The sequence below is a fragment of the Pseudomonas sp. JBR1 genome, assembly GCF_028198185.1.
GTDB classification, from domain to species: domain Bacteria; phylum Pseudomonadota; class Gammaproteobacteria; order Pseudomonadales; family Pseudomonadaceae; genus Chryseomonas; species Chryseomonas oryzihabitans_E.
The window spans coordinates 2,645,158-2,671,052 of sequence record NZ_CP116340.1 but is presented as its reverse complement, the minus strand read 5'-3'; the positions used below and the strand labels follow the sequence as shown (position 1 = coordinate 2,671,052).

Sequence of the window (25,895 nt, the reverse complement as noted above, 5' to 3'; positions counted from 1 at the left end):
TTGAGGGTCATGGCGACCAGGCTGTAATAGCCATAGACACCCATCAGCTCGACCATCCCGGCTTCGCCGAACAGCGCCACACCCTGCTGGTAGAGGTCATCGGGGATGCGCCGGGTGTCGTAGAGCGCCACCCCGATGGCATGGACGCAGGCGTCCTCGGGCGTCTCGAAGGACGGCACGGCGCCTTGCCGGAGTGCCTCTATCACCTGATCCGCCAGCCCCGCCTGACGGGCGATGGGCTCATGGATCTGCCATTCCGCCTGGGCGCGCCACCAGGCGGCGGTAGTCAGGATCGCCAGTTCGGTGAGCCGCAATTCCAGCCGGGTGCCATAGCGGCAGAAGGCCCCCAGCCGCTGGGCATGATCGGCCAGCGCCGGACTGTGGATCCAGGCGAGGAAGGGCCCATCGAGATTGCCCCGCGGACCGCTCTGGATCTCGGCCAATACGCGCTGCTGTTCTGCCGTCGTGTTCTGTTCGGACAGGGGCGTCAGGCGCGATGAGAGGGGCATGATGGTCATCCTCGATACAGGTAGGGGTTCATCCAATACCACCGCCTGTCCCTAGGGCAAGTCTCCGTATCGCGCTCAAGCAACCTAGTTAGACGTCGCAATCAGGCTGGCGGCATCCCTCTGGCTCTGGTCACAATCAGGCCTGACGTTACCAAGGAGCCAGCCGATGACGCAGAGCTACACCACCTTCTACCTGGAGATGACCGCGCCTACCGAGCTGCGCGAGAAGCCACAAAGGCCTGACCTGCAGATCGTCGAGTGCGAGGTGCCGCAACCCGAACTCAATCGCTTCCTCTATGCCCTGGTTGGCCAAGCCTGGGACTGGAGCGATCTCGACAGCTGGAGCGACGCCCAATGGCGCGAACTGGTGGAGCAGGAAGGCCACCGTACCTGGGTCGCCTATCACCGCGGCGCCATCGCCGGTTACTACGAGCTGTACCGCCCGGATGGCCGCAACGCCGAGATCCGCTACTTCGGCCTGGCCGGCGCCTTCATGGGGCTCGGCTTCGGCGGCCCGCTGCTCAGCCATGCCATCCGTTCCGCTTGGGACTGGCCTGGGACGGAGCGCGTCTGGGTGCATACCTGCACCCTGGATCACCCGGCCGCCCTGGCCAACTACCAGGCGCGTGGGCTGCGGCTCTACCGGCAGGAAGACACCCCGCTCTGAGACGCCGTTGTAGCCGCTCACCCGCTGAACACCAGAGCGCAGTCTTCCATCGCCTACTCAACGACTAGGGCGCTTCCGCCGTCGCGGGCGTCACCGCCGAACCGGCCAGCAGACCGCCGTCCAGATTCAGCTCGCTGCCGGTCATGTAGCCGGCCTCGTCGGAGGCCAGCAGCAATGCCACGGCGGCGACTTCCTCGGGCCGGCCAAAGCGCCGCAGCGGCGTATCCCGCACCAGCGCGGCCATGCGGGCCTCGCGGTCCGGTCCGTCGCCCAGCATGGGCTCCCACATCGGCGTAAGGATGGCGGCGGGGTGGATGGAATTGCAGCGGATCGCGAGGCCTTGCTCCGCGCAATAGAGGGCCACCGTCTTGCTGTGGTTGCGCACGGCGGCCTTGGACGAGGCATAGGCCGCCGCGCCGGGGATGCCCACCAGCCCGGAGCGCGACGAGATATTGATGATGGACCCGGTCCCAACCGGGCGCATGGCACGGATGCCGTATTTGCAGCCGAGAAAGACGCCATCAAGGTTGGTGCGATGCACCGCGTGCCAGTCTTCGAGCCTGGCGTGCTCCGGATCATGAGCCACCACCCCCTGCTCGAAGCCGGTGATCCCGGCGTTGTTCACCAGCACGTCCAGCCCACCGCGCTCCGCGAGGATCTGCCGTGTGACCTGCTGCCAGTCGGCCTCCAGGCGCACGTCCAGGGGTAGGTAGCAGGCACCGTCCCCCAGCTCGGCGGCGACGGCGCGGCCGAGGTCATCGTTGAGGTCGGTGATATAGACGAAGGCACCCTCCGCCACGAAAGTCCGGGCGATGGCGGCGCCTATGCCCTGGGCCGCGCCGGTGACCAGCGCGGTCTTGCCGCTGAGTTTGGCTGCCATGCGAGTACGCCCTCCAGATCTTGAATAGCATCAGAGAGTAGCCCAGGCCGTCCAGTCAGGGGGCCAGCATCACGCCCGGGCGCTGACACCACCGGTGCTGTCGCCAGCCTTCTTCAGGGCTTCGGTATAGGCGGCGTAGGCAGTCGTCAACGCCTCGCTGGCGGCGGCCACATTGGCCTGGGCGGCTTCGCGCGCGGCCTGGCTGGCCTCGTCAGCCTTGCCCTCGCCCTTGCTCTGAGCCTCTACCGCGCGCAACTGCTTCTGCGCCAGCTCCAGTTGCCGCTTGGCCATGTCGATGGCCTTCTGCAGGGTATCCAGGGTCTTGTTACCGGTGCTGCCTTTCTCGCTGGCAGGGGCGGCGTCGGCTTCGGCCTGGTCCTTGATCTGGTTCAGTGGGTTGGGCTTGCCGATGCCCTTGGGCTTCTTGGCTTGCTCGGCCTGGGCGGCCGCCTGGTCTTCGGCGGTGGGCTTGGCAGTCGCGCCACCCAGCCTGAGCGTGGGCGCGCGCAAGATGCCGTGGCCAATGCCATTCACCGACAGCGTGCTGGACATCGCGGACTCCTTGAAAGGTACATCTCAAGGATAACGGCCGCGTGGGGCAAAGATTGAGAGCGGGCGGGGCAGAGGGAACCCACATACGTTGCCAGCGCGCACGGTGCCCGGCCCCGCTGATCACCAGTTACTGGGTAATGACGGCGTGGTTGGAGAAGCCGCTCTGGGTGATGTTGATGGCATTGCCCGCCGTGTTCTGGGTCAGGTCGGCGGTGTGCTGGCTGCCGGTCTGGGCGACGGTGATGCTGGAGGCATTACCTGTGACATAAGCCGTCACCCCGAGATTGTCGCCCTGTTGATCGACCTTCAGCTGGCCGTCGTTACCCAGGTAGTAGGCCGAGACGCCGTTGCTCTCGCCGTTAGATACCAGATCCAGCTGATTGCCCTCGCCCGAGGCGATAACGTCGGCGTTATTGCCATTACCAGTCTGCGCCAACGTCAGCTGGTTGCCGGCGCCATAGACATTGATGTCGGCGCGGTTGAGATCGCCGCGCTGGGCGATATCGACGTTACTGGGCCGCGAATAGGCGCTGGAATGCCGGACCCGGGCGTCGTTGCCATTACCCTGTTGCACCACGGTGGAATCGGTTCGCTCGCCGGCCTGCTTGAGGCCGATGTAGTTGTCGTTGCCGCGCTGTTCGATGAGGGTGGTCGAGTCGTTGCCGTTCTGGCTCACCCAGGCGCTATTGCGCAGTCCGAAGCTGACCACCTGCAGGTCCAGCGCATCGCCATGCTGGCCAAGCTCCAGGGTGCCGTTGAGGCCGTCCTGCCGTGCCGTCAGGGTATTACCACCTGCCCGGTCGCTGGTCTGGTCGATGTCAATGCGGTGAAAGCCACCATCCTGCTGCACATAGGTGTCCAGCCGCAGACCGCTCTGCCGCACCACCGTCTCGTTGCCACTGCCCGGTCCCTGATCGACCTGAACCCGCCCGTAGCCCGCATTGAGCTGCTCGATATCCACCCGCCGCTGCGAACCCAAGGTCTGGTTGACCTCGGCATAGCTCCTGGCACTGTCCTGCACCACCCGCACGCTGTCATCAGCATCGTCCTGCTGGGTGACCTGGGTAGTGAGAAAAATGCCGCTCTGCTGGATATCGGCCTTGTTACGCGCCGACAGCTCGCTGCCCTGGTTCAGGTTCACCCTGTTGAAGCCACCGTCCTGCTGGACGTTGGCGGTATTGGACTCGGCCCAGGCGCCGCCGGTGTTGGCCAGCAATAACACGACCATGAGGGAGCGGGAGGTTTGCATGGGGACGGTCCTTGTGGGCTCTGTTGCTGCTGTATTTCTATTACAGCTAAGGTAGAAGATAAATCTGCAAAAGCAATCAGTCGAACGGTGTATTGGAGCATCTTTTTCGTTTGGCGGTTGTTGCCGCGAATTTTTCTTATTGGACGTAAATTATCTTCAGCTAAAAGCTTTATATAAATTTATAATTATATAGTTCCGGTTTGGACAGTATTGTAGGATTGTGCTTTGGAGGTTACTTGGTTTGCATGTTAAAAGCTGGGGTGAAGTTTGTGTGAGAGTGGTGCATAGTTTTTTTTGTTGGTAAAGTATGGTGTGCGGGATTTTGGTTTTTAATAATCGGATATCATCAGTGGTAAGTAATTTTGTTCCTGTAGTGCATGGCAATTCTTTCGCTATTTTTTTGAAGTCGCCAATCACAATTTTTGTTTTATTGAAAAGTAGAAATTGATTGCGAGTGGCGGCTTCAGGTGTTTTGGTGAAGCTGGATCTAATCAGCCCATTCACTCCTGATAAAATCTTCAATCTGTTTGGTTCGTCTTTTTATCATTGCCTCAGTCCAGCTGTTTCTTTCTTTTATATCTAGGCCTGCTTGTACTGTCGCGCGAAGCCCGCAACTGATGTAGGTGTCAAATTTTTCTTTAGGAGGTCGCTTATTCAATGATGAATTTATACCGGGAGGGAGCATTGTAAGATTGCCTAGTTGATGAGCGTACTTCGCGCCAGAGCTTTGCGGTTGGATATGTTCAATCGAAGACGACGGCTCAGAGTGCCAGATTTTATTCCAAGCGGATTGGTTGATTTTTTCGCCCGCTTCCTTAGCTAGATATTCGTCGTAGCGATACAGTAGATAACGAAGTTGTTCACCCCAGTTAGTATAGCGGTCATTCCAGTCGATAGATTTTAGTACATCATTTATGGAGAATTTTTTAGATATCTCGTCAAGTCGCTCTTGTATTTCTTGTGGGGGTATTGAGGTTCTATATATATCATGACCAAGTCTGACGTATTCCCCTACTTTATGCCGGGTGTCCGCCCCTCCAAGCTCAAAAATTCGGAATGTCACGCGCTCCCACTTCTCAAGTAATGTTTTTCTTCTTTGGGTGAAAACTTTCTAAGTATTATGGCAGCAGCAACAAACCTTGCGTGCGCAATTCGTGTTACAGCTCTCAGACGGTTGTCACGAGATAGCTTTAGATTTGCAAGTACAACATCTTCAAGATTTTGACCTATTTTCGCGATGCTCTTAAGAGTATTACCTGCCTCTTTAGTAAGCTCAGCCGTGGCATCTTGTTCACTCACGATTCGATTTGGTCTCGGGTTGGTAGCCCAGGTTCCTGCAAATCTTAGAGCCTCGTCGCCAATTTTTGACTCACTTCCTAGTGCTTGATAAATGTTTTTCCAGACTGTCTTCATCTCATTGAAGGCTTCGTCTTTAGTTTTCTCGTCTTCAATATTTTCAAATATAAGTGCCATTAGCTGGCTTTTAAGTTTGTCAATCCACTTTACATCCAGTCCTCGGCTGTTTAGGACTTCAAAGACCCTATAGACAGTGGCTTGATCTTGGATTTCGTGATAAATGACTGATAGTTTATTTCTAACAGTAGATATCAGGCTGATAATTGTCCCTTCCGATGCTTTCCAATTACTTACAAAGGCTTCGCATTCGTTGGCAGCGTCTATTAGGTTTTTATCTGCGGTAGTGGGGTTTGTGAGCTCTTCAATCTTTCCGCTTCGTATATATCTTGTAAATACTTTACTGCTGTCGTGGTTTGTTTGGAGCAGGATTAGCGAGTGCTCATCTCCTTTAATTAAAAGCTTTCCCAGTCCTTTTTTTATTTCGGCCTCATCGGGTGTTTTTAAACTAAGATTTTTTTCGATCGCTTTTAGTAGGATTATAAGCGTGGTGATTCGCTGCTGGCCATCAACAAGCTCGACTGTCTGAAATTCATCTGCATTTATCTCTCTCGTTTCCTTGGCTAACGCTACTAGCGTAGCCATAAAGTGTTCTCTGCCTGATTGGTATGCTTCTTTAATATCGCTAAATAAATCGGACCTTTGACGAGATTGCCATGAGTAAGCTCTCTGGTAGTCAGGAATACGGAAAAGTCTTCCCTCAATTAATTTGGATACCTTTAGGTGAAGCGGATTTAATTTCATTTGATCTCTCTATCGATTAGCTACTTAGAATTTGTCGAGCAGACTGGGTTTTGTCTTTATTTTATTGGCTTTCCGTAGAGTTATTTATCAATTTGCTTTCTTGCTATAAGCGTTGATTTTAAAGTCAAGCTGCTGTTTATTTTCTATAGATTGCTGTAATGGATCCTTCAAATGCCACCTCACCTTGTGTAGTCAAGAGCGGTAAGTTTGGCTGCGAGCGTGAAGTTATAGTCCTTAGCAGTCTTGCCTTTACGGCCTTTGAAGGGCATGTGGCATCCTGGCCAGGGCCAGGACTAGGGATCATGATGGCTGCTTTCTTGTGATGGAATTCACGTTAGGTGGCAGGCTTAGACACGTCAAGGCTGGCAGAAGGCCGCGATAAGAAGTCTCTTTTATAGAGGTCCGACGATTCAGTGAGGAAGACTGTTGGAGCCCCGCGCTAAAGCAAGTTTGGGCTGCAGGAGAGCTTGGCGAGTGTCGGCGCCGCAACAATCAGCGCCGACGAACTGCCCCCACGACCACCCGAGCGGTCGCGAGGGGCAGGGCTTAATCCACCGCCTTGACCATCTCCTCGATGACCTTCTTGGCATCGCCAAAGACCATCAGGGTCTTGTCCAGGTAGAAGAGTTCGTTGTCCAGGCCCGCGTAGCCGCTGGCCATGGATCTCTTGTTGACGATGATCGTCTTGGCCTTGAAGGCTTCGAGGATGGGCATGCCGGCGATGGGCGAGGTGGGGTCGTTCTTGGCGGCCGGGTTGACCACATCGTTGGCGCCGAGTACCAGCACCACGTCGGCCTGGCCGAATTCGGAGTTGATGTCGTCCATCTCGAACACCTGGTCGTAGGGCACCTCGGCCTCGGCCAGCAGCACGTTCATATGGCCGGGCATGCGGCCGGCCACCGGGTGGATGGCGTATTTCACCGTCACGCCGTTGTGCACCAGCTTCTCGGTCAGTTCCTTGAGCGCGTGCTGGGCGCGGGCCACGGCCAGGCCGTATCCGGGGACGATGATGACGCTATCGGCGTTGCCCAGCAGGAAGGCGGCGTCGTCCGCCGAGCCGGATTTGACCGGACGCTGTTCCTGGCTCCCACCACCGGCCGCGGCTTCCGTCGCCCCGCCGAAGCCGCCGAGGATGACGTTGAAGAAGGAGCGGTTCATCGCCTTGCACATGATGTAGGAGAGGATGGCGCCGCTCGATCCCACCAGCGAACCGGCGATGATCAGCATGGAGTTGTTGAGCGAGAAGCCGATGCCGGCGGCGGCCCAGCCGGAGTAGCTGTTGAGCATGGAGACCACCACCGGCATGTCGGCGCCGCCGATGGGGATGATGATCAGCACGCCGATGACGAAGGCCAGGGCCACCAGCACGGCGAAGGCGCCGAGGTTGCCACTGAAGGTGAACATCAGGCCCAGGGCGAGGATGGCCACACCGATGACCAGATTGAGGATGTGCTGGCCGGCGAACTGCACCGGGGCGCCCTGGAACAGGCGGAACTTGTATTTGCCCGAGAGCTTGCCGAAGGCGATCACCGAACCGGAGAAGGTGATGGCGCCGATGGCCGCGCCGAGGAACAGCTCCAGGCGGTTGCCGCTGGGGATCGGCTGGCCAAAGGTGGCGACGATGCCCAGGGACTGCGGCTCGACCACCGCGGCGATGGCAATGAACACCGCGGCCAGGCCGATCATGCTGTGCATGAAGGCGACCAGCTCGGGCATCTTGGTCATTTCCACGCGCTTGGCCATGATCGCGCCGGCACTACCGCCCACCAGCAGGCCGACGATGACATAGCCGATGCCCTGCACCGCCAGCTCGCTGCCGAGCTTGTGGATCAGCGCCAGGGTGGTGAGTACGGCGAGGGTCATGCCAGCCATGCCGAAGGCGTTGCCGCGGCGCGAGGTGGTGGGGTGGGAAAGGCCCTTGAGCGCCTGGATGAAGCACACCGAGGCGACGAGGTAGAGCAGGGTGATGAGGTTCATGCTCATGTCAGGGCTTCTCCGCCTGGGCCTTGGGAGCCTTCTTCTTGAACATTTCCAGCATGCGGCGGGTGACCAGGAAGCCACCGAAGACGTTGACCGCCGCCAGGGCCACGGCCAAGGTGCCCATGATCTTGCCCAGCGGGGTGACGGTGAGGGCGGCGGCGAGCATGGCGCCGACGATGACGATGGCGGAGATGGCGTTGGTCACGGCCATCAGCGGGGTGTGCAGCGCGGGGGTGACGTTCCAGACCACGTGGTAGCCGACATAGATGGCCAGCACGAAGATGATCAGGTTGTAGATGCCGTCGGAAATCAGATCCATGGGGGCAGTCCTTTAAAGGCAGAGGGGCCGGGCTGGGGCTCAGGCGTTCTTGCGGCGCAATTCGCCGCCGTGGCACATCAGGCAGGCGGCGACGATGTCGTCCTCCAGGTCGAGGTGGAAGGCCCCGTCCTTGAGCACCAGCTTGAGGAAGTCCAGCAGGTTGCGGGCATAGAGCGCCGAGGCGTCCGCCGGCACCCGGGCGGCCAGGTTGCCGTAGCCCACCAGGGTGACGCCGTGCTTGACCACCACCCGGTCCAGTTCGGTCAGCGGGCAGTTGCCACCCTGGCTGGCGGCCAGGTCGATGACCACGGAGCCGGGCTTCATTTCGGCCACGGTGGCTTCGTGCAGCAGGGTGGGCGCGCGGCGACCGGGGATCAGCGCGGTAGTGATGACGATGTCGGCCTGCTTGGCGCGTTCGTGCACGGCCTTGGCCTGGCGCCCCATCCAGGTGGCCGGCATGGGCCGGGCATAGCCGCCGACGCCCTCGGCGCACTGGCGTTCTTCCTCGGTCTCGAAGGGCACGTCGACGAACTTGGCACCGAGGGATTCGATCTGCTCCTTCACCGCCGGGCGCACGTCCGAGGCTTCGATCACTGCGCCGAGGCGCTTGGCGGTGGCGATGGCCTGCAGCCCGGCCACCCCGGCGCCAAGGATCAGCACCCGCGCGGCCTTCACCGTGCCGGCGGCGGTCATCAGCATGGGCATGAAGCGCGGATAGTGGTCGGCCGCCAGCATCACTGCCTTGTAGCCGGCGATGTTGGCCTGGGAGGAGAGCACGTCCAGGCTCTGGGCGCGGGAAGTACGCGGCGCCGCTTCCAGGGCGAAGGCGGTGAGGCCACGGGCGTTGAGCTGGTCGAGAGTCTCCTGAGAAAAGGGGTTGAGCATGCCGATCAGCACGGCGCCAGGCTTCATCAGCGCCAGCTCTGCCGCATCGGGCGCCGCGACCTTGAGCACCAGGTCGGCGCCCAGGGCCGCGGCGGCATCGCCGAGCTGGGCGCCAATGGCGGCATAGGCCGCGTCGGGCACGCTGGCGCGTTCGCCAGCACCCTGTTGCACCACCACCTGGTGGCCCTGGCCGATCAGTTTCTTGAGGGTTTCGGGGGTCGCGGCCACGCGCGTTTCCCCTGCACCGGATTCCAACGGGACGCCGATCAGCACGGGTGTCACTCCTTGTTATTCGTGCCGCCACAATGGGACCTGGGGCAGCGGAGTGGCTGTCCGGAAACGACGGGTAGCTTTTGAAAAAGCGACAGGCGCGCCGCTGGGGCGGCCTGTTTGGGACTCAGCTCAGCCCCGGTGAGCGGGGCAGGGCGGCGAACCAGTCCAGGGCGCGGTCCCACAGGGGCTGGGCGCTGGCGCGGAAGTAACCCATGTGGCCAATGGCGCCGCCGTGCTGGCGAGGGTCGAGGTCTTCGCGCTGCAGGTCGACGTTGCGATAGGCCTGCATGAAGGCATCACGCGAGCGCGGCGTGGCCCAGAGGTCGTCCAGCGCATTGACCGCGACAATGGGCGTGCGCACCTCGGCATAGCCGGCTTCGATGCCCCGCATGGCCGGGTCGTCGAAGAAGTAGTGGGGATAGCTGCACCAGTGCCGCCACTGGCGATAGACGTCGCGCGGCAGGTCTTCGCCCAGGCCCAGGGCGCTCCAGGGGCAGTAGCCTTTCCACCAGGTCAGCACCGGCAGCACCAGCTTCCACATGGCCAGCACCTTGAGGCGTTCGAGCGGCGGCATGTAGCCGTGCCAGCCGGCGCTGGTGCCGAAGACATAGAAGCCGGCGACCTTGGCGTGATTGGGCAGGAGGCCGAAGGCGTGGCCGCCATAGGAGTGGCCGACCAGGTAGAGCGGGACGTCGCCCTGGGCCATGGTATCCACGGCGGCGGCGAGATCCTGGCGCGCCCAGTCCAGCAGGTCCATCCGAAAGCCCTTGAGCGAGGCCGGTGCCGAGCGGCCGACGCCGCGATAGTCCAGGGTCAGGGTCTCGAAACCGCGGGCTGCGGCGTGTTGGGCGAAGCGCCGGTAGAAGCCCTGGGGCACGGCGGTGGCACCGGCGACGATCAGCCGTCCCTGCAACGTGCCCTCGGCGGGAAAGCGACTGGTGCTGAGGCGATAACCATCCGCGGTGATCAAGTCCTCGACGAGGGCGTCGCTGGGCATGGGATGGTCCCTATGACAGTTGTTATAATGCCTGGACGGTAGATTATGACGACTGTCATAGCAAGGAGAATGAATGACCGAGCAGTCGACGGTGCGGGAACGGGTGGTGGTGGCCGCGTCGGCCATGCTGGCGCAGCACGGCCTCAACGCCACCAGCATCCGCGAGACCATCAAGCGCGCTGAGGCGCCGCTGGGGTCCACCTATCATCACTTTCCCGGCGGCAAGCACCAGCTGGTGGTGGAGGCGGTGGAGCTGGCGGGCGCCCAGGTCAGTCGCGATCTGGAGCGGCAGCTGCAGGCCGGGGCGCTGGCTGGGATTCAGGGCTTTTTGCAGCTGTGGCGCGACATCCTGCTGGACTCGGACTTTCGCGTCGGCTGCCCGGTGATGGCGGTGGCGGTGGAAGAGCCGGTGGACGAAATCGCCCAGCGCGAGCTGGACGCGGCGGCGGGCATCTATCGCCGTTGGGAGGCGCGCTTGCAGGTGGCGCTGGTCGAGCACGGCCATACAGAGCAAGCGGCCACGGGGCTGGCCACGCTGCTGGTAGCGGCGGTGCAGGGAGTGATCCCGCTGTGTCGCGCCCAGCGCAGCATCGAACCCTTCGACCGGGTCGCCGAACGTCTGGTGGCGCTGGTCTAGCGGGAACGCCGCAGGGGCTGGCGGACTCCACCGAAGGCACTTCTTTTATTGGAGTACCTCATGAATCCCGAACCCGCGGACGACAAGCAGACCCCCCACGACTACGACGAATACGGCGACGTGCCGGATTCGGCGAACACCACCACCACCGAAGAGCGCGAGGACCAGGACGACAGCCCCTTGAGTCCCAAGCGATAGCGGATTCGGTATTTGGCGCGTGGACAAGGCTGCGCCGTTGTCCACCCTACGGGGTGCCACGATGCCGGCCCCTTGTTGGGCTTCGCTGCGCTCAGCACCAACCTACGTCGAGCCTGGCGTAGGGTGGAAAACCGTATGGCGTTTTCCATGCGTCGTTGTTCTCGGCTAACGCCAAACCTGACCGCTATCCACGGAGCCGCCCCCTCTCCCTCTGGGAGAGGGTTGGGGTGAGGGCACCCGTGTTTTGTTGAGCTTCGCTGCGCTCAGCGCCAACCTACGTCGAGCCTGGCGTAGGGTGGAAAACCGCAGGGCGTTTTCCACGTATCGCTGCGCTCGGCTAACGCCAAACCTAAAGGCTATCCACGGAGCCGCCTCCTCTCCCTCTGGGAGAGGGTTGGGGTGAGGGAGCCTGTGTCTTGTTGGGCTTCGCTGCGCTCAGCGCCAACCTACGTTTAGTCTGGCGTAGGGTGGAAAACCGCAGGGCGTTTTCCACGCGTTGCTGCGCTCGGCTAGCGCCAAACCTAAAGGCTATCCACTGAACCGCTCCCTCTCCCTCTGGGAGAGGGTTGGGGTGAGGGCGCCCGTGTCTTGTTGGGCTTCGTTGCACTCAGCGCCAACCTACGTCCCCGTCTTCACGTCAGCGCCCGATCCAGATGCAGGTAGCCGCCGTCGACGCTCAGCCACTGGCCAGTGGTGTGACTGGATCGTGACGAGAGCAGGAAGGCCACGGTATCGGCGATTTCCTCCGGCGTGGTCATGCGCCGGCCCAGGGGGATGCGCGCGGTGATGGCGGCGAGCTTGGCCGTCGGGTCGGGGAAGCCCTGCAGCCAGCGCTCATAGAGCGGCGTCATCACCTCGGCGGGGATCACCGCGTTGACGCGGATGCCGTCGTCCAGCAGCGAGGCGGCCCATTCGCGGGTCAGGGCCAGTACCCCGCCCTTGGCCGCGGTGTAGCCGCTGGTGTCGCCCTGCCCGGAGAGGGCGGTCTTGGAGGCGATGTTGACGATGGCGCCGGTGCTGGCGCGCAGCGCCGGCAGGCAGAGGTGCGCCAGGTGGTAGTAGTGCACCAGATTGCGTTCCAGGGAGGCAACGAAGGCGGCGCGACCGGCAGCCAGGCTCACGCCATCATTGACCCCGGCGTTGTTGACCAGTCCATCGATACGGCCGTAGGCCTCCTGCACGGCGGCCACGGTCCGCTCGCAGGCGGCTTCGTCGCACAGTTCCACGGTGAAGGCCCGAGCTTTTGGCTGTTGTTCGGCCAGACGTTCGGCAAAGTCGGCCTCCAGCGGTTCGCGGGCGAGGATCACCGGGATGGCGCCCTCGGCGGCCAGGGCCAGGGAGATGGCGGCGCCGATGCCGGAGCCACCGCCGGTGACCAGGATCACCTTGTCGGTCAGCTGCAGGTTCATGCCACGGCCTCCCGCGGCTGGGTGCCCAGGCCATAGAGGCGGGCCGCGTTGCCGCCAAAGACCGCCGCGCGCTCATTGGCCGTGAGGTCCAGCAGGGCCTGTTCGGCCAGGTCGACCACCTCGGCGTAGCTGGCGGCCAGGGTGCAGACCGGCCAGTCGGAGCCGAACAGCAACCGCTCCGGCCCGAAGGCCTCCAGGGCGATGCGCGCATAGGGCAGCAACTGCTCTGCCTGCCAGCCGTGCCAGTCGGCCTCGGTGACCAGCCCGGAGAGCTTGCAATGGACGTGGGGCAGCCGCGCCAGGGGCGCCAGTAGGCGAGCGTAGTCGGCGGGAGCGACCCGTCCCGGCGGCTTGCCCAGGTGGTCTAGTACCAGCACGCCGTGGTCGTGACGCGCAGCGAAGGCGGTGGCGGCGGGCAGCGTCTCGGCATGGATCAGCAGTTCGTAGAGATAGCCATGGCGTTGCAGGGTGGCGACGCCCTGGTTGGCGGCGGCATCGACCAGCCAGGCGCCGGGATCGGCCTCGTCCTGCACCGGATGGCGAAAGCCGCGTAGATGACGACTGCCCTTGCGGCGCTCCAGGCGCGCCACCAGGTCGGCGGCGCGCAGATCGGTCCAGCCGATCACCGCCTGCACCCAGGGCGTCTGGGCGGCCAGGTCGAGCAGAAAATCCGTCTCCTCTTCCTGGGTGCGCGCCTGAACGGCGACGCAGCCGTCGAAGCCGGCGCGCTGCAGGTGCGGTTGCAGATCGGCCGGCAGGTGGTCGCGTTGCAGCCCTGGCATGCGCCCGTCGATCCAGCCGAATTCGGCCGGGCGGTAGCGCCAGAAATGCTGGTGGGCATCCAGGCGCAGGCTCATGACGGCTGCTCCCCGGCGTGGCGATAACGCGCGCGGGAGGCCGCCTTGATGGCAATGGAGAAACCCGGCGCCTGGGGTGCCAGGTAGGCCGCGCCGCGCACCCGGCAAGGGTCCTCGAAGTGATCGTGGAGGTGGTCGACGTATTCCACCACCCGGCCCTCGTGGGTGCCGGCGACGCAGAGGTAGTCGATCATCGCCAGGTGCTGCACGTATTCACACAGGCCCACGCCGCCGGCATGGGGGCAGACCGGCAGGTCGTACTTGGCGGCCATCAGCTGCACCGCCAGCACCTCGTTGAGGCCGCCCAGGCGGCAGGCGTCGAGCTGCACCACGTCCAGGCCGCCGCGCATGATGAATTGCTTGAAGAGGATGCGGTTCTGGCACATCTCGCCGGTGGCCACCTTGACCGGCGCTACCGCCTCGCGGATGGCGCGATGGCCTTCCACGTCATCGGGGCTGGTGGGCTCCTCGATGAACCAGGGCTTGGCGAAGGCCAGTTCGCGCACCCAGTCGATGGCCTCGCCGACTTCCCATACCTGGTTGGCGTCGATCATCAGCTGGCGCTCGGGGCCGATCACCTCGCGGGCGATGCGCACCCGGCGGATGTCGTCGGCGAGGTCGCGACCGACCTTGAGCTTGATGTGGGAGAAGCCGGCGTCGATGGCCTCCTGGCAGAGGCGGCGCAGCTTGTCGTCGGGATAGCCGAGCCAGCCGGCCGAGGTGGTGTAGCAGGGATAGCCCTCGGCTTCGAGGCGCTGTAGGCGCTCGGCCTTGCCCTCGGCGCGCTGGCGCAGCAGGGCCAGGGCCTCCTCGGGGGTGATGCAGTCGGTGAGATAGCGGAAGTCGATGCAGCGCACCAGCTCCTCGGGACTCATGTCCGCCACCAGGCGCCACACCGGCTTGCCCACGGCGCGCGCCCAGAGGTCCCAGGCGGCGTTGACCACCGCGCCGGTGGCCAGGTGGATGGCGCCCTTGTCCGGGCCGATCCAGCGCAGCTGGCTATCACCCGTGATGTGCCGCCAGAAACGCCCTGGGTCTTCCTGGATCCATTCCAGGGTCAGGCCGCGCACCCGTGGTTCCAGGGCGCGCAGCGCGGCGCAGCAGATCTCGTTGCCGCGGCCGATGGTGAAGGTGAGGCCGTGGCCTTCCAGACCCGGCTGGTCGGTCTGCAGGATGACGTAGGCGGCGGAGTAGTCCGGATCGGGGTTCATGGCATCGGAGCCATCCAGCGCCTGGCTGGTGGGGAAACGGATGTCTTCGATCTGCAGGCCGGTAATTGTTGTTGGCATGGCGCTGTCCTCGAGGGTTTTCGCGGGGTGAGCGAACCCGGCCCGTGCCCGCTGGATGAAAGCGGGCACGGGGGGTTGCTGGAAAAAGGGTGGAGGGGAGGGGCTTAGTCTGCGGCGACGGTGTGCTGGAGCTGCTCGCCCAGGCCCTGGATGCCCAGGCGCATTTCCTGGCCGGGCTTGAGGTACACCGACTGCGGCTTGACGCCCATGCCCACGCCCGGCGGGGTGCCGGTGGAGATGACGTCACCCGGCTGCAGGCTCATGCAGCGGCTGAGGTAGGCGATGATCTGGGCCACCGTGAAGATCATGGTGCGGGTGTTGCCGTTCTGGTAGCGGTGGCCGTCCACCTCCAGCCAGAGGTCGAGGTTCTGCGGGTCGGCCACTTCGTCGGCGGTGACCAGCCAGGGGCCGAGCGGGCCAAAGGTGTCGAAGCCCTTGCCCTTGTCCCAGGTACCGCCGCGCTCGATCTGCCACTCGCGCTCGGAGACGTCGTTGACCACGCAATAGCCGGCCACGTGGTCCAGGGCATTGGCCTCGTCGATGTAGCGTCCGGCCTTGCCGATCACCACGCCCAACTCCACTTCCCAGTCGGTCTTGGTCGAGTCGCGGGGGATCTGCACGGCGTCGTTGGGACCGCAGATGGCGCTGGTCCACTTGTTGAACACCACCGGCTCCTTGGGCACGTCCAGCCCGGATTCGGCGGCGTGATCGGCGTAGTTGAGGCCGATGCAGATGAACTTGCCGACCCGACCGACGCAGGGGCCCAGGCGCGGTGAGCCGTCCACCAGCGGCAGACTGTTCGGGTCCAGCTGGCGCAAGCGGGCCAGGGAATCGGCGCCGAGCACCTCGCCGGCAAGATCGGCCACTTGGCCGGAGAGGTCGCGAAGCCGGCCCTGGGCATCCAGCAGACCGGGTTTTTCCTGGCCCTGGGGGCCGTAGCGCAAGAGTTTCATCGGAGCTCCTATGAGGGGCGAAAGGGTACAGACGAAAAGCGGCGTCAGACGCTCCAGCCACCATCGATCACCTGGGCGGTCCCGGTGACGAAGGCGGCGGCGTCGGACGCAAGATACAGGGCGAGGGCGGCGATCTCTTCCGGGCGGCCCACGCGACCCATCGGCTGGCGGGCGGCGAAGGCGGCCTGCACCTCGGCCTCGCTGCGGCCTTCGCGGGCGGCCTGGTCGGCGATGCGCTGGTGCAGCGAAGGGGAATCCACGGTGCCGGGGCAGATGGCGTTGCAGCGGATGCCCTGGCCGACATAGTCGGCGGCCACCGACTTGGTCAGGCCGATCACCGCCGCCTTGCTGGCGCCATAGGCGCAACGATTGGGGACGCCCTTGAGGCTGGAGGCGATCGAGGCCATGTTGATGATGCAGCCGCCACCCTGGGCCAGCATGCCGGGCAGCACGGCGCGGATCATCCGGTACATGGCGGTGGCATTGAGTTCGAAGGAGAAGCGCCAGGCCTCTTCGTCGCAATCTAGGATGCTGCCGGCGTGGACGTAGCCGGCGCAGTTGAACAAGACGTCGAAGCTGCCCAGCTCGGCGACCAGGGCCGAGACGGCCGCGGCATCGGTGACGTCGAGCACCCGGGTCTGTAGCCCCTCCAGGCTGTCCAGGGCGGCGGCATTGATGTCGGTGGCGATGACTTCGGCACCGGCGCGATGGAAGGCGAGGGCGGTGGCCCGACCGATCCCCTGGCCGGCGGCGGTGACCAGAACGCGTTTGCCTGCATGACTCATGCGAGAGACCTCTTGGCTGTTTATTGTTGTGAGTCGCCTGACCGCCAGCGGTCAATGGTCAGGCCATTGGTCCTATTGTTTAGACCCTGCTAGGCTCTCAGGCAAGGATTTTTTCGCGGCAAACTGCGCGACCTGCATGAGACGAGACCGCCATGCCCCTTCAGGTAATTGAAAAGCCGCGGCTTTACCGGCAGATCGCCGACCAGTTGCGCGCCCTTATCGACGGCGGCGAATACCCGCCGGGCAGTTGCCTGCCCGCTGAGCGCGAATTGGCCAAGCAGCTGGGCGTGAGTCGGGCTTCGGTGCGCGAAGCCCTGATCGCCCTGGAGGTGATTGGCCTGGTGGATGTGCGCGTCGGCGACGGCGTACGGGTCTGCGCGCCCAGTGCTCCGCCACCACCGGATACCCCGGTGCTGGAGCTGGCCGGGCGTGGTCAGTGGGCGGAGATGGATCCGGAACTTAGCCTGGCGCTGGATCTGGACGCCGAGATCCCGCCCTTCGCCCTGCTGCAGGCGCGCTGCCTGGTGGAACCGGAAGCTGCCGCCCTGGCCGCCCGGCACGCCAGCGACAGTGATCTGGCCGGTATCCGCGCCGCCTATGTTCGCAACGTCGAGGACAATCGCTTGGGCTCCACTACCCATCCGGGTGACCGGCTGTTCCATATCCGCATCGCCCAGGCCAGCGGCAACCCGGCCTATGCCCTGCTGCTGCGCCATCTGCTCGGCCATCGCTACGGCAGCATGTTCCAGCTCCTGCAGCGCCGCTACACCCCGGAAGACATGCCCGACCGCTCCCAGCAGGAGCACCTCGCCATCCTCGACGCCCTGGAAGCCCACGACCCCGACGCCGCCCGCCAGGCCATGGCCGAGCACCTGGATGCGGTGACCCGAATTTTCGGGCGACCAGCGGTGGAATGAGGGACTGCCCTTTCCTTCGGGGTGAGGGCGGACGCCCCTGTTGGGCTTCGCTGCGCTCAGCGCCAACCTACGGGTGACCGGTGATTCGTTCGCGGCGCCGCCCTGCGCTCGGAACCGCCCCCTCTCCCTCGGGGAGAGGGCTGGGGTGAGGGCAAGCCCCGCGTCGATGACGTAGGGCGACACCGTAGGGTGGAAAGCCGCGCAGCGTTTTCCACGCGAATCCCACGCGCAACACCCTTCTGTACGGCCCCTTAGCCACCTGGCTGTGGCTGTTCCTAGCGCCTGCCGACCGCGGACAATCGGCTCTTTGCCCAGGAGTCCGCCGCCATGTCCCTCGTTTTCCATCAGGTCGATGTCTTCGCCCAGCGCCCCCTGGAGGGCAATGCCCTGGCAGTGGTCTGCGGTGCCGATCAGCTTTCCACCGAACAGATGGCCGCCCTGGCGCGCTGGACCAATCTGTCGGAGACCACCTTTCTCCTCGAACCTACCGATCCGGCCGCGGACTACCGGGTGCGCATCTTCACCCCGGTTCGCGAGCTGCCCTTCGCGGGCCATCCGACCCTGGGCAGCTGCCATGTCTGGTTGCGCGAAGGCGGCCAGCCGCGCGGCGGCGAGGTGATCCAGGAATGCGGCGCCGGCCTGGTGCCGATCCGCGCGGCCGGCGAGGAGCTGGCTTTTGCCGCGCCACCGCTGCTGCGGGGCGGGCCGGTGGCGCCCGAGGTGCTGGCGTGCATCGCCCGTGGCACAGGTCTTTCGCCCGAGCGTTTCCAGGCCAGCCAATGGGCCGACAATGGCCCCGGCTGGGTCGCCGTGCTGTTGGAAAGTCGCGAGGAACTGCTGGCGATCCGACCGGACTACACGGCGCTGGAAGGCCTCAACGTCGGCCTGATCGCACCCTGGACAGGCAGCGCTGCCGAGGCGCAGTTCGAGGTACGTGCCCTGATGGGCGAGGAGTTCGCCGAAGACCCGGTCACCGGCAGCCTCAACGCCAGCCTGGCACAGTGGCTGATCCCGGCGGGCCTGGCCCCGGAGCGCTACCTGGCCAGCCAGGGCACGGCCATGGGCCGCCGCGGCCGGGTGCGGGTGGCACGCATCGCCGACGGTATCTGGGTGGGTGGCGCGGTGCAGGACTGCATCCGCGGCACCCTTACCCTTTGACCGCGGATCAAAGCCCGACCGAGCGTCCCTTGAAGCCGGCGGCATCGAAGTAGCGGGTGCTGCCGACATTCTGGGTCTTGAGTTCGGTGACCAGGCCGCCCGCCGCCGGTGCGGAACGCTGCACCTGGTGGCTGTCCTTGACCGGCTTGCCGCCTTCCAGGCTCTCGCCGATCACTCGGCCGACCAGTTGCCCCTTGGCCGGGATCTCCAGGTGCAGCAGGTGGGCCAGGGTCTGGCCGACGTCGGCGTTGCTGACCGGGCTCAGGTCGACGAAGCCCTTGCGGAAGTCCGGGCCGATAGCCGCCATGAAGTTGTGGGTATCGCCCCGGCTGAAGCTGCCGTGCATGCCCTGGCCCTGCTGCAGGCCGGTATCGGCCACTTCCACGGCGCAGATGTCGGGTTTACCGCAACCGCTGTCATAGGAGCGGAAGTTGACCACGATGGCCGGGTAGGGGGTGAGCGCCGAACCCTTGAGATTGATCGCCGACAGGGGCAGGGTGCCGGGGATCTTGCCCAGGTCGTCGTCGACGAACAGGCCGCTGACATAGTCCTGCTTGAGCAGTGCCGCGACCACCTTGGGCGCCAGGGCCTTGGCATCGCCTTGGGGCAGATAGACCAGGTCCGAGCCGCCGTTGGCCGCCACCACCACCTCCGGCTTGGCCGGATCGGGACCGATCAGGCCGTTGGCCTTGCTCGGGTGCTGGCCCTTGTCCATCTCCACCGCGGCGCCCTTGGCGTCCGGGTCGAGCAGCGGCAATTCCAGCGCGGTGGCGAGATCCAGCGCGAGGAAGCCGGGCGGCAACAGCCCCTTGGGCACGTCGGGGTAGCTGGCCTTGGCCGCCGGACTGGTCTTGCTCTCCTTGGAGATGGTGGAGAAGCCGTGGTCGGCGCTGACGAAGATGTCGGTATTGCCATCCAGGCCCAGCTCTTTCAGTCGGGCGCGCAGGGCGCCGAGGTTGGTGTCGACGTTGCGGATGGCGGCCAGGCTGGTGGGGCCGTTGATGCCCGGAGTGACCTTGCCCAGGCTGTCGCCCTGGTTGTGCTGGGTGCCGTCGGGATCGCGCGACCAGAACACCAGTACGAAGGGCTTGCCGTTCTCCTTGAAGCGCGGCAGCAGCACCTGGTTGGTGACATCGAGGAAGTAGCGCTGCTGCTCGATGTTGGCGCTCAGGGTGCCCGGCGTGGTGGCGTTGCCGGCCTTGCCATTGGCGCCCCGGCTCGGGGCTTCCAGCGGCAGGCCGGCCTGTTTCAGGGCGTCCTGCATGGCCGCGCTCAGGGGGATGCCGGTGGGGTGGCCGGTAGAGTCGTCGACGATCACTGTCTTTTCCCCATCGCGGGCGGTCACGTCCTGGATGGCGACGGGGCCGAGCTTGCCGACGGCGGCGGTGGACAGCCCGGCATGGCGTGCAGCGGCCAGCAGGGTTTCTTCATCCAGGTAGTTGCCAGCGAAGTGCTCGTCGACGTCGCCCAGCACCTCGTCGTTTTCCAGGAAGGGCGTGACGCTGTTGCTGGCACCCGGAACCGGAAAGCCGGTGTAGATCGTGTTACCGAAATCCCCGGTGTCGCCCAGGTAGTGCCCGGTGGCCATGGCCGAGGCGTTGGGGGTGGTGAAAGTGGGAAAGAGCGAATGGCTGTTCTGGAAGTTCACCCCTTCGCGCCGCAGTTGCGCCAGGTTCGGCGCGGTCTGCGCATCGACGATGCCCGCCCGCAGGCCATCGGGGATGAAGAGGATGACGTTGCGCGCCGGTTCGGCGGCCATGACCGCCGAGCTGGCAAGGAGGGCGAGGCTGCAGGCACGGGCGAGAAGGGTGGGGATGAACGCCATGAAAGGATCTCAGCAGGGGAGGAGGCCACTAGATGTAACAAGGTATTGCTGCAATTTGATGATGACAGCGGGGTGACAACCCTCGGCATCCTTTGTGCAGCGACTAGGCTTCCCGTCCAAGGAGCCGCTCATGGCCCACGCCTTCGAACCTGCCGCCTCCATCGCGACCAGCCCTTGCACCCTCGATACCCCGGCCATCCGCCAGGCCCGCCTCGATCTGGCCGCCTGCTTCCGCATGGCCGCGCGCCTCGGGCTGGGCGAGGGGATCTGCAACCACTTCTCCTTCGTGGTGCCGGGTCACGACGATCTCTTTCTGGTCAATCCCTATGGCCTGGCCTTTGCCGAGGTGACGGCCTCTTCCCTGCTGATCTGCGACTTCGACGGTGGCGTGGTCATGGGCGAAGGCGCACCCGAGGCCACCGCCTTCCACATCCACGCTCAGCTGCACCGGCTCAATCCCCAGGCGCGGGCGGCCTTCCATACCCATATGCCCCATGCCACGGCGCTCTGCCTGCTGGAAGGCGAGCCCTTCGTCTGGGCCGGCCAGACCGCGCTGAAATTCTATGATCGCCTGAGCGTGGACGAGGACTACAACGGCCTGGCGCTGGACGCTGCCGAAGGCGAGCGCATTGCCCGGGCGGCCGGCGAGGCAGCGGTGGTGATGCTGAAGAATCATGGGCCGCTGGTGCTGGGGCCGAGCATCGCCGAAGCCTGGGACGATCTCTACTACCTGGAGCGCGCCGCCGAGGTGCAGCTCAAGGCCATGGCCAGCGGCCGGCCGCTCAAACCGGTAGACCCGGTGATCGCCCACGCCGCCTGCCAGCAGATGCTGCAGGGCAATGCCGACAGCGCGCGGCTGCATCTGGAGAGCGTGAAGCGTCAGTTGCTGCGGCTGGAGCCGGACTATCAGGACTGAAGCAGGCGCTCAGCCGCCGTGCGTGCGGCGCTGCTGTCTGGGCAACTGCTGAGGAAGGGCGCGTTCCAGGGTGTCGGCCACCACCCTGGGCAGTTGGGCATCGACGGCGTCGACCAGGCGCGCCCGCAGCTGGCGCTTGATGGCGCGACTCGTGTCGAGCTGGCCGTGATGATCCAGGGCCAGGAACCCTTGGCGGAGGATATCGAGGGACAGCGAAGAGGCTTCCGCACCCAGGGGGCAGACATCGAAGGCGAGCGACGGAGCGATAACGGACGGCATCCTGGTGACCATGGCGTGTCCCTCCTGGACAAGAACCCCATCATGCCGGGCCCTCGTGGCCCACCGCAGGGGCAACACCTCGACTCGTGGACTGCTGCGCATTTTCTCCGCACAAAAAAGAGCCCGGATCCTCCCGGGCTCAAAAGCGCAGATGTCAGCTTCTACGATGCCTCTTCGGCACGGGATAGAGCGTGCCACCACCAGGCTTATGGCTGGCTTAACGTCGCTAGCGGATGAGCGACGCCAGCAGGGCCATGAAGGCGATCATGGCGAAGATCAGCAGCAGGTGGACCAAGGATCGCTTGTCCATGGGCGTCTCGGCGGAAAGGGCGCGGGGAGGGATTCGATTCGCCGATGATAGCAAAAGGCTATCTATTTCGCTGCCGGACCTGGATCAGGGTGGGGTTAGCATCAACTGGATGCGCCGTTCCAGGGCATCCAAGGTGAAGGGCTTGGTCAGCACCCGCATGCCGGCTTCGAGATCGCCGTCCCCGATGATGTGGCTTTCAGCGTAGCCGGTGATGAACAGCACCGGCAGGCCCGGACGCAGGCCGCGCAGGGCGTCGGCCAGCTGGCGACCATTGAATGTCCCGGGTAGGCCGACATCGGTGACCAGCAGGTCCAAAGGGGTGTCGGGCAGCAGCAGTGCCAGTGCCGTGGCGGCATCGGCCGCTTCCAGTACCTGGTAGTCCTGGGCCGTCATGACGTCGACCAGCAGGGCGCGGATGGTGGGTTCGTCGTCGACCACCAGGATGGTCTCGCCCTGGCCGGGAAGGTTGGGCTCGGGTTCGACATGGGCTGTGGTGTCAGCGATCGGCATCCGATGATGGCGCGGCAGATAGAGGTGGACCCAGGTACCCGCCGCGGGCGCGGATTCGATCTGGATCTCGCCACCCGACTGCAGCACGAAGCCATGCACCATGGACAGGCCCAGGCCGGTGCCCTGGCCCAGCGGCTTGGTGGTGAAGAAGGGATCGAAGACCCGGGCGCGCACCTCGTCGCTCATGCCGCTGCCGGTATCGCCCACGCTCAGGCGCACGTAGTCGCCCTGGGGCAGGGCGCAACGCTGGGCACGCGCCTCGTCGAGACGCTCGTTGCTCAGGACGATGCGGATGCGACCGCCCTCGGGCATGGCGTCGCGGGCATTGAGGCAGAGATTGAGCAGGGCGTTTTCCAGTTGCAAGCCGTCGATATGGGTCAGCCAGAGGCCTGGATCGGCCTCGCGCTCCAGGGCGATCTGCGGACCTATGCTGCGCTGGATGAGGTCTTCGAGGCCGATCACCAACTGGTCCAGGGGTACCGGCTGGGGGTCCAGGGTCTGGCGACGAGAAAAGGCCAGCAGGCGATGGGTCAGGGCGGCGGCGCGCTGGGCGGCGCTGCGGGCGGTGCCGGTGTAGCGATCCAGATTCTGCAGGCGGCCTTGCCGCAGGCGCACGTCGAGCATCTCCAGCGAACCCAGGATGCCGGTCAGCAGGTTGTTGAAGTCATGGGCGATGCCGCCGGTGAGCTGGCCGACCGCCTCCATCTTCTGCGACTGGCGCAGGGCTTCTTCCATGAGGCGGATGCGCTCTTGCTCGTTGAGCCGCTCGGTCACATCATAGGCGAACTGGTAGGCGCCGATGGTGCGGCCTTCGGCATCGTGCAAGGGGCTGAACTGCAGCTCGTAATGGCGCAGGCCTGGCTCCTCGCGCACCGAGATGATCTCGCTGAAGGTCTCGCCGGCGAAGGCGCGGCGCCAGTGGGCGAGGATGCCGTCGCGCAGTTCGGGACGGTGCCTGAGGCTTTCACTGAAGGAGGCGCCGATACGGGGGCGGACTCCGATCACCTGTTCGAAGACATCGGCGCCGGAGCCGTTGATCGCCAGCCAGCGGAAATTGAAATCCAGTACCTGAATCAGGGCGGCGGCGCCGTCCACCACGTTGGCCAGGATACGGTTGGCGGCCAGGGCGGCCTGCACCCGTTCTTCGAGGGTCTCGTTGAGTTGGCGCAGGGCGGCTTCGGCGCGCTTGCGTGGGGTGATGTCCTGGAACAGCACCGCGACCTGACGGCGGCTGGCCGGCTCCACGCGAAAGGCGGTGACGTCCAGGTAGCGCCCGGTGGCCACCAGCTCCTGTTCGAAGCGGATGGATTCGCCCGTCCGCAGTACATGGCCGTAGCGGTCGAGCCAGGCCTGGGCCTCGTCGCCGACCATGTCGCGCAACTTCTGGCCCACCACGTTGGGAATGCCGGCATGGGCGGCATAGGCCGGATTGGCCTCGACATGAAGGTAATCGCTCAGGGGGCCATGGGGACCATCGAGGAACTCGATGATGCAGAAGCCTTCGTCCATGGCGTTGAAGAGGAACTGATAACGCTCGCTGGCCAGGGTGGCGGCGCCCTCCGACGGCATGGCCTGGTCGTCGAGCTGATGGCGCAGCTGTTGATTGTGCTGCTCCAGCTCGGCGATGCGCGCCAGCAGGGAAGGGATATCGGCGAGGGGCACAGTGGACTCGTCAGGCCAGGATGAGGCGACGGCTTCGCTTCAAAGTCCGTATTAGATGTCTTTAGGCGGAAAAGTGTCACCTACGTCACGGATTGCCGCCCTGCTGATATCGCGCCCGGCGCTGGCTGCCTGGGGCTCGCCGTTACGGATCTCCTAGCCCTAACAAAGATGTCTGACCACTCTGCTTTGGGCGCATTGACACCTAGGGAAGTCACTCATACGATGTCATATGAATATCTAGTAACAGCTTTCCAACGACCCCGGTTCACCCCGGTCAATAACAACAAGTCAGGAAGCCTATTCGATGACTATCCAGGTCACTCCCGAGACGGAGTCCGTCTCGCGGCCGCAGGTCCCGCCCGTCGCCGCTACCCAGCAAACCTCCCGCTTCACGCGCTATCGCTGGCTGATCTGCGCCCTGCTGTTCGTCGCCATCGGTATCAACTACATCGACCGCCAGATGATCGGCATCCTCAAGCCCACGCTGCAGGCGGACCTGGGCTGGACGGAGACCGACTACGCCACGATCGTGTTCTGGTTCCAGTGCGCCTATGCCATCGGCTTCCTGACCTTTGGCCGCATCATCGACAAGGTCGGGGTACGCATCGGCTACGCCCTTGCCTTCACTATCTGGACCATCGCCAGCATCGGCCATGGCATCGCCCATACCGTCACGCACTTCGTGCTAGTGCGCTTCACCCTCGGCTTCGGCGAGTCCGGCAGCTTTCCGGCCAGCCTCAAGGCGGTGTCGGAATGGTTTCCGCAAAAGGAACGCGCCCAGGCTACCGGGCTGTTCAACGCCGGCACCGCCATGGGGCCAATCATCACACCTTTGCTAGTGCCGGCCATCACTTTGGCCTGGGGCTGGCGTGCGGCCTTCATCTCCATCGGCCTCGTCACCGCGCTGTGGCTGATCGCCTGGTTGCTGATCTATCGTCGCCCTCACGAACACCCCAAGGTGAGTCGTGAAGAGCTGGCCTACATCCAGGCAGACGATGGCTCCCCGGTGGCGGCGACGCCGGCCACCCAGACCAAGATCTCCTGGTTCAAGCTGCTGACCTTCCGCGAGACCTGGGCCTACGCCGCGGGCAAGTTCCTTACCGATCCGATCTGGTGGCTCTACCTGTTCTGGCTGCCGGACTTCCTGGGCAAGACCTATGGCCTGAATCTGAAATCCTTCGGTCCGCCGCTGATCGCCATCTATATCCTGGCCGACATCGGTTCGGTGATGGGCGGCTGGGGTTCTTCCAAGCAGATGAAGCTCGGCCGTAGCGCCAACCTGGCACGCAAGACCACCATGCTGCTCTGCGCCCTGGCGGTCGTCCCGATCGTCACCGCCCAGTTCGTCTCCAGCCTGTGGCTGGTGGTGGGCATCATCGGTCTCGCCGCCGCGGCGCACCAGGCCTGGTCGGCCAACCTGATGACCCTGCCGTCGGACCTCTTCCCCAAGGAAGCCGTGGCCTCGGTGATCGGCATCGGCGGTACCGCGGGTGCCATCGGCGGCATGCTGATGACCACCTACAACGGTTACATCCTGCAGATCTTCAAGTCCTACCAGCCGATCTTCATCGTGGCCGGCAGCGCCTACCTGGTGGCCATCGTGGTCATCCATGTGCTCACGCCGCGGCTCAAGCCGGTACCGCTGGAGCGCATCTCGGTAGACTGATCGCCCTGCTGTTGAGGTCAAGAAAGCCGCCGGGTGCTCCCCGGCGGCTTTTTTCA

The 25,895-nt window shown here is 64.1% G+C and carries 24 protein-coding genes; 7 read left to right on the top strand and 17 right to left on the bottom strand.

Annotated features, from left to right (window positions below; translation table 11 throughout):
* The first annotated feature begins 675 nt into the window (after positions 1–675).
* Positions 676–1,176 carry a GNAT family N-acetyltransferase gene (locus tag PJ259_RS12390; RefSeq protein WP_271653025.1) on the top strand — a complete coding sequence of 167 codons (501 nt, stop codon included), beginning with the start codon at positions 676–678 and terminating at the stop codon, positions 1,174–1,176.
* 64 nt (positions 1,177–1,240) lie between these two features.
* Here PJ259_RS12390 and PJ259_RS12385 read toward each other — a convergent pair whose 3' ends face one another.
* The 9 genes from PJ259_RS12385 to PJ259_RS12345 all read right to left on the bottom strand — a co-directional run bounded on the left by PJ259_RS12385 (position 1,241) and on the right by PJ259_RS12345 (position 10,468).
* Positions 1,241–2,056, bottom strand: a complete 816-nt coding sequence (locus PJ259_RS12385) for an SDR family oxidoreductase (RefSeq protein WP_271653024.1) — start codon at positions 2,054–2,056, stop codon at positions 1,241–1,243.
* Between the two features lie 69 nt (positions 2,057–2,125).
* Positions 2,126–2,608 carry a hypothetical protein gene (locus PJ259_RS12380; RefSeq protein WP_271653023.1) on the bottom strand — a complete coding sequence of 161 codons (483 nt, stop codon included), beginning with the start codon at positions 2,606–2,608 and terminating at the stop codon, positions 2,126–2,128.
* A 127-nt stretch (positions 2,609–2,735) separates the two neighbouring features.
* Positions 2,736–3,857, bottom strand: a complete 1,122-nt coding sequence (locus PJ259_RS12375) for a hypothetical protein (RefSeq protein WP_271653022.1) — start codon at positions 3,855–3,857, stop codon at positions 2,736–2,738.
* 487 nt (positions 3,858–4,344) lie between these two features.
* The gene (locus tag PJ259_RS12370; RefSeq protein WP_271653021.1) at positions 4,345–4,920 is read right to left on the bottom strand and encodes an HNH endonuclease family protein; all 576 of its coding nucleotides are present in this window, start codon (positions 4,918–4,920) and stop codon (positions 4,345–4,347) included.
* The gene (locus PJ259_RS12365; RefSeq protein WP_271653020.1) at positions 4,917–6,014 is read right to left on the bottom strand and encodes a DUF262 domain-containing protein; all 1,098 of its coding nucleotides are present in this window, start codon (positions 6,012–6,014) and stop codon (positions 4,917–4,919) included. The genes PJ259_RS12370 and PJ259_RS12365 overlap by 4 nt, the downstream gene beginning before the upstream one ends.
* Positions 6,015–6,560: 546 nt before the next feature.
* Positions 6,561–7,997 (bottom strand): NAD(P)(+) transhydrogenase (Re/Si-specific) subunit beta, encoded by a 1,437-nt coding sequence (locus tag PJ259_RS12360; RefSeq protein WP_271653019.1) that lies wholly within the window; start codon positions 7,995–7,997, stop codon positions 6,561–6,563.
* 1 nt (position 7,998) lies between these two features.
* Entirely contained in the window at positions 7,999–8,313 is a 315-nt protein-coding gene (locus PJ259_RS12355) for an NAD(P) transhydrogenase subunit alpha (RefSeq protein ID WP_271653018.1), read from the bottom strand.
* A gap of 39 nt (positions 8,314–8,352) precedes the next feature.
* On the bottom strand, positions 8,353–9,471 hold the full coding sequence (locus PJ259_RS12350) for a Re/Si-specific NAD(P)(+) transhydrogenase subunit alpha (RefSeq protein WP_271653017.1): 1,119 nt from the start codon (positions 9,469–9,471) through the stop codon (positions 8,353–8,355).
* Between the two features lie 124 nt (positions 9,472–9,595).
* The gene (locus PJ259_RS12345) at positions 9,596–10,468 is read right to left on the bottom strand and encodes an alpha/beta hydrolase family protein (protein WP_271653016.1); all 873 of its coding nucleotides are present in this window, start codon (positions 10,466–10,468) and stop codon (positions 9,596–9,598) included.
* 73 nt (positions 10,469–10,541) lie between these two features.
* Here PJ259_RS12345 and PJ259_RS12340 point away from each other — a divergent pair, with 73 nt between their 5' ends.
* Together PJ259_RS12340 and PJ259_RS12335 are read left to right on the top strand one after the other, a co-directional pair.
* The gene (locus tag PJ259_RS12340; protein WP_271653015.1) at positions 10,542–11,105 is read left to right on the top strand and encodes a TetR/AcrR family transcriptional regulator; all 564 of its coding nucleotides are present in this window, start codon (positions 10,542–10,544) and stop codon (positions 11,103–11,105) included.
* 60 nt (positions 11,106–11,165) lie between these two features.
* Complete coding sequence (locus tag PJ259_RS12335; RefSeq protein WP_167348568.1) at positions 11,166–11,303, top strand: hypothetical protein; 138 nt, start codon at positions 11,166–11,168, stop codon at positions 11,301–11,303.
* 632 nt (positions 11,304–11,935) lie between these two features.
* Here the strand turns inward: PJ259_RS12335 and PJ259_RS12330 are convergent.
* From PJ259_RS12330 to PJ259_RS12310, 5 genes are all read right to left on the bottom strand, one after another.
* Positions 11,936–12,712 carry an SDR family oxidoreductase gene (locus tag PJ259_RS12330; protein ID WP_271653014.1) on the bottom strand — a complete coding sequence of 259 codons (777 nt, stop codon included), beginning with the start codon at positions 12,710–12,712 and terminating at the stop codon, positions 11,936–11,938.
* A complete protein-coding gene (locus tag PJ259_RS12325; RefSeq protein WP_271653013.1) occupies positions 12,709–13,569 on the bottom strand; it encodes an amidohydrolase family protein in 861 nt (286 codons plus the stop codon). Before PJ259_RS12325 ends, PJ259_RS12330 begins: the two co-directional genes overlap by 4 nt.
* The gene (locus tag PJ259_RS12320; RefSeq protein ID WP_271653012.1) at positions 13,566–14,858 is read right to left on the bottom strand and encodes an L-fuconate dehydratase; all 1,293 of its coding nucleotides are present in this window, start codon (positions 14,856–14,858) and stop codon (positions 13,566–13,568) included. The genes PJ259_RS12325 and PJ259_RS12320 overlap by 4 nt, the downstream gene beginning before the upstream one ends.
* Before the next feature lie 104 nt (positions 14,859–14,962).
* Positions 14,963–15,811: an ureidoglycolate lyase gene (locus PJ259_RS12315; RefSeq protein WP_271653011.1), complete on the bottom strand. Its 849-nt coding sequence runs from the start codon at positions 15,809–15,811 to the stop codon at positions 14,963–14,965.
* Between the two features lie 44 nt (positions 15,812–15,855).
* Complete coding sequence (locus tag PJ259_RS12310) at positions 15,856–16,596, bottom strand: SDR family oxidoreductase (RefSeq protein ID WP_271653010.1); 741 nt, start codon at positions 16,594–16,596, stop codon at positions 15,856–15,858.
* 152 nt (positions 16,597–16,748) lie between these two features.
* Between PJ259_RS12310 and PJ259_RS12305 the strand changes: the two genes are divergently transcribed.
* Together PJ259_RS12305 and PJ259_RS12300 are read left to right on the top strand one after the other, a co-directional pair.
* Entirely contained in the window at positions 16,749–17,513 is a 765-nt protein-coding gene (locus PJ259_RS12305) for a FadR/GntR family transcriptional regulator (protein WP_271653009.1), read from the top strand.
* Positions 17,514–17,840: 327 nt separating this feature from the next.
* Positions 17,841–18,671: a PhzF family phenazine biosynthesis protein gene (locus PJ259_RS12300; protein WP_271653008.1), complete on the top strand. Its 831-nt coding sequence runs from the start codon at positions 17,841–17,843 to the stop codon at positions 18,669–18,671.
* A gap of 7 nt (positions 18,672–18,678) precedes the next feature.
* Here the strand turns inward: PJ259_RS12300 and PJ259_RS12295 are convergent, their stop codons facing one another.
* Positions 18,679–20,496: an alkaline phosphatase family protein gene (locus PJ259_RS12295; RefSeq protein ID WP_271653007.1), complete on the bottom strand. Its 1,818-nt coding sequence runs from the start codon at positions 20,494–20,496 to the stop codon at positions 18,679–18,681.
* 130 nt (positions 20,497–20,626) lie between these two features.
* On the opposite strand from PJ259_RS12295, the gene PJ259_RS12290 reads away from it, so the two are divergent.
* The gene (locus PJ259_RS12290; RefSeq protein WP_271653006.1) at positions 20,627–21,412 is read left to right on the top strand and encodes an aldolase; all 786 of its coding nucleotides are present in this window, start codon (positions 20,627–20,629) and stop codon (positions 21,410–21,412) included.
* Between the two features lie 9 nt (positions 21,413–21,421).
* On the opposite strand, the gene PJ259_RS12285 is transcribed toward PJ259_RS12290, so the two are convergent.
* Together PJ259_RS12285 and PJ259_RS12280 are read right to left on the bottom strand one after the other, a co-directional pair.
* A complete protein-coding gene (locus PJ259_RS12285; protein ID WP_271653005.1) occupies positions 21,422–21,703 on the bottom strand; it encodes a hypothetical protein in 282 nt (93 codons plus the stop codon).
* A 382-nt stretch (positions 21,704–22,085) separates the two neighbouring features.
* Positions 22,086–24,173, bottom strand: a complete 2,088-nt coding sequence (locus tag PJ259_RS12280) for a PAS domain-containing protein (protein ID WP_271653004.1) — start codon at positions 24,171–24,173, stop codon at positions 22,086–22,088.
* Positions 24,174–24,477: 304 nt separating this feature from the next.
* Between PJ259_RS12280 and PJ259_RS12275 the strand changes: the two genes are divergently transcribed.
* Complete coding sequence (locus PJ259_RS12275) at positions 24,478–25,839, top strand: MFS transporter (protein WP_059316166.1); 1,362 nt, start codon at positions 24,478–24,480, stop codon at positions 25,837–25,839.
* Positions 25,840–25,895: the final 56 nt, after the last annotated feature.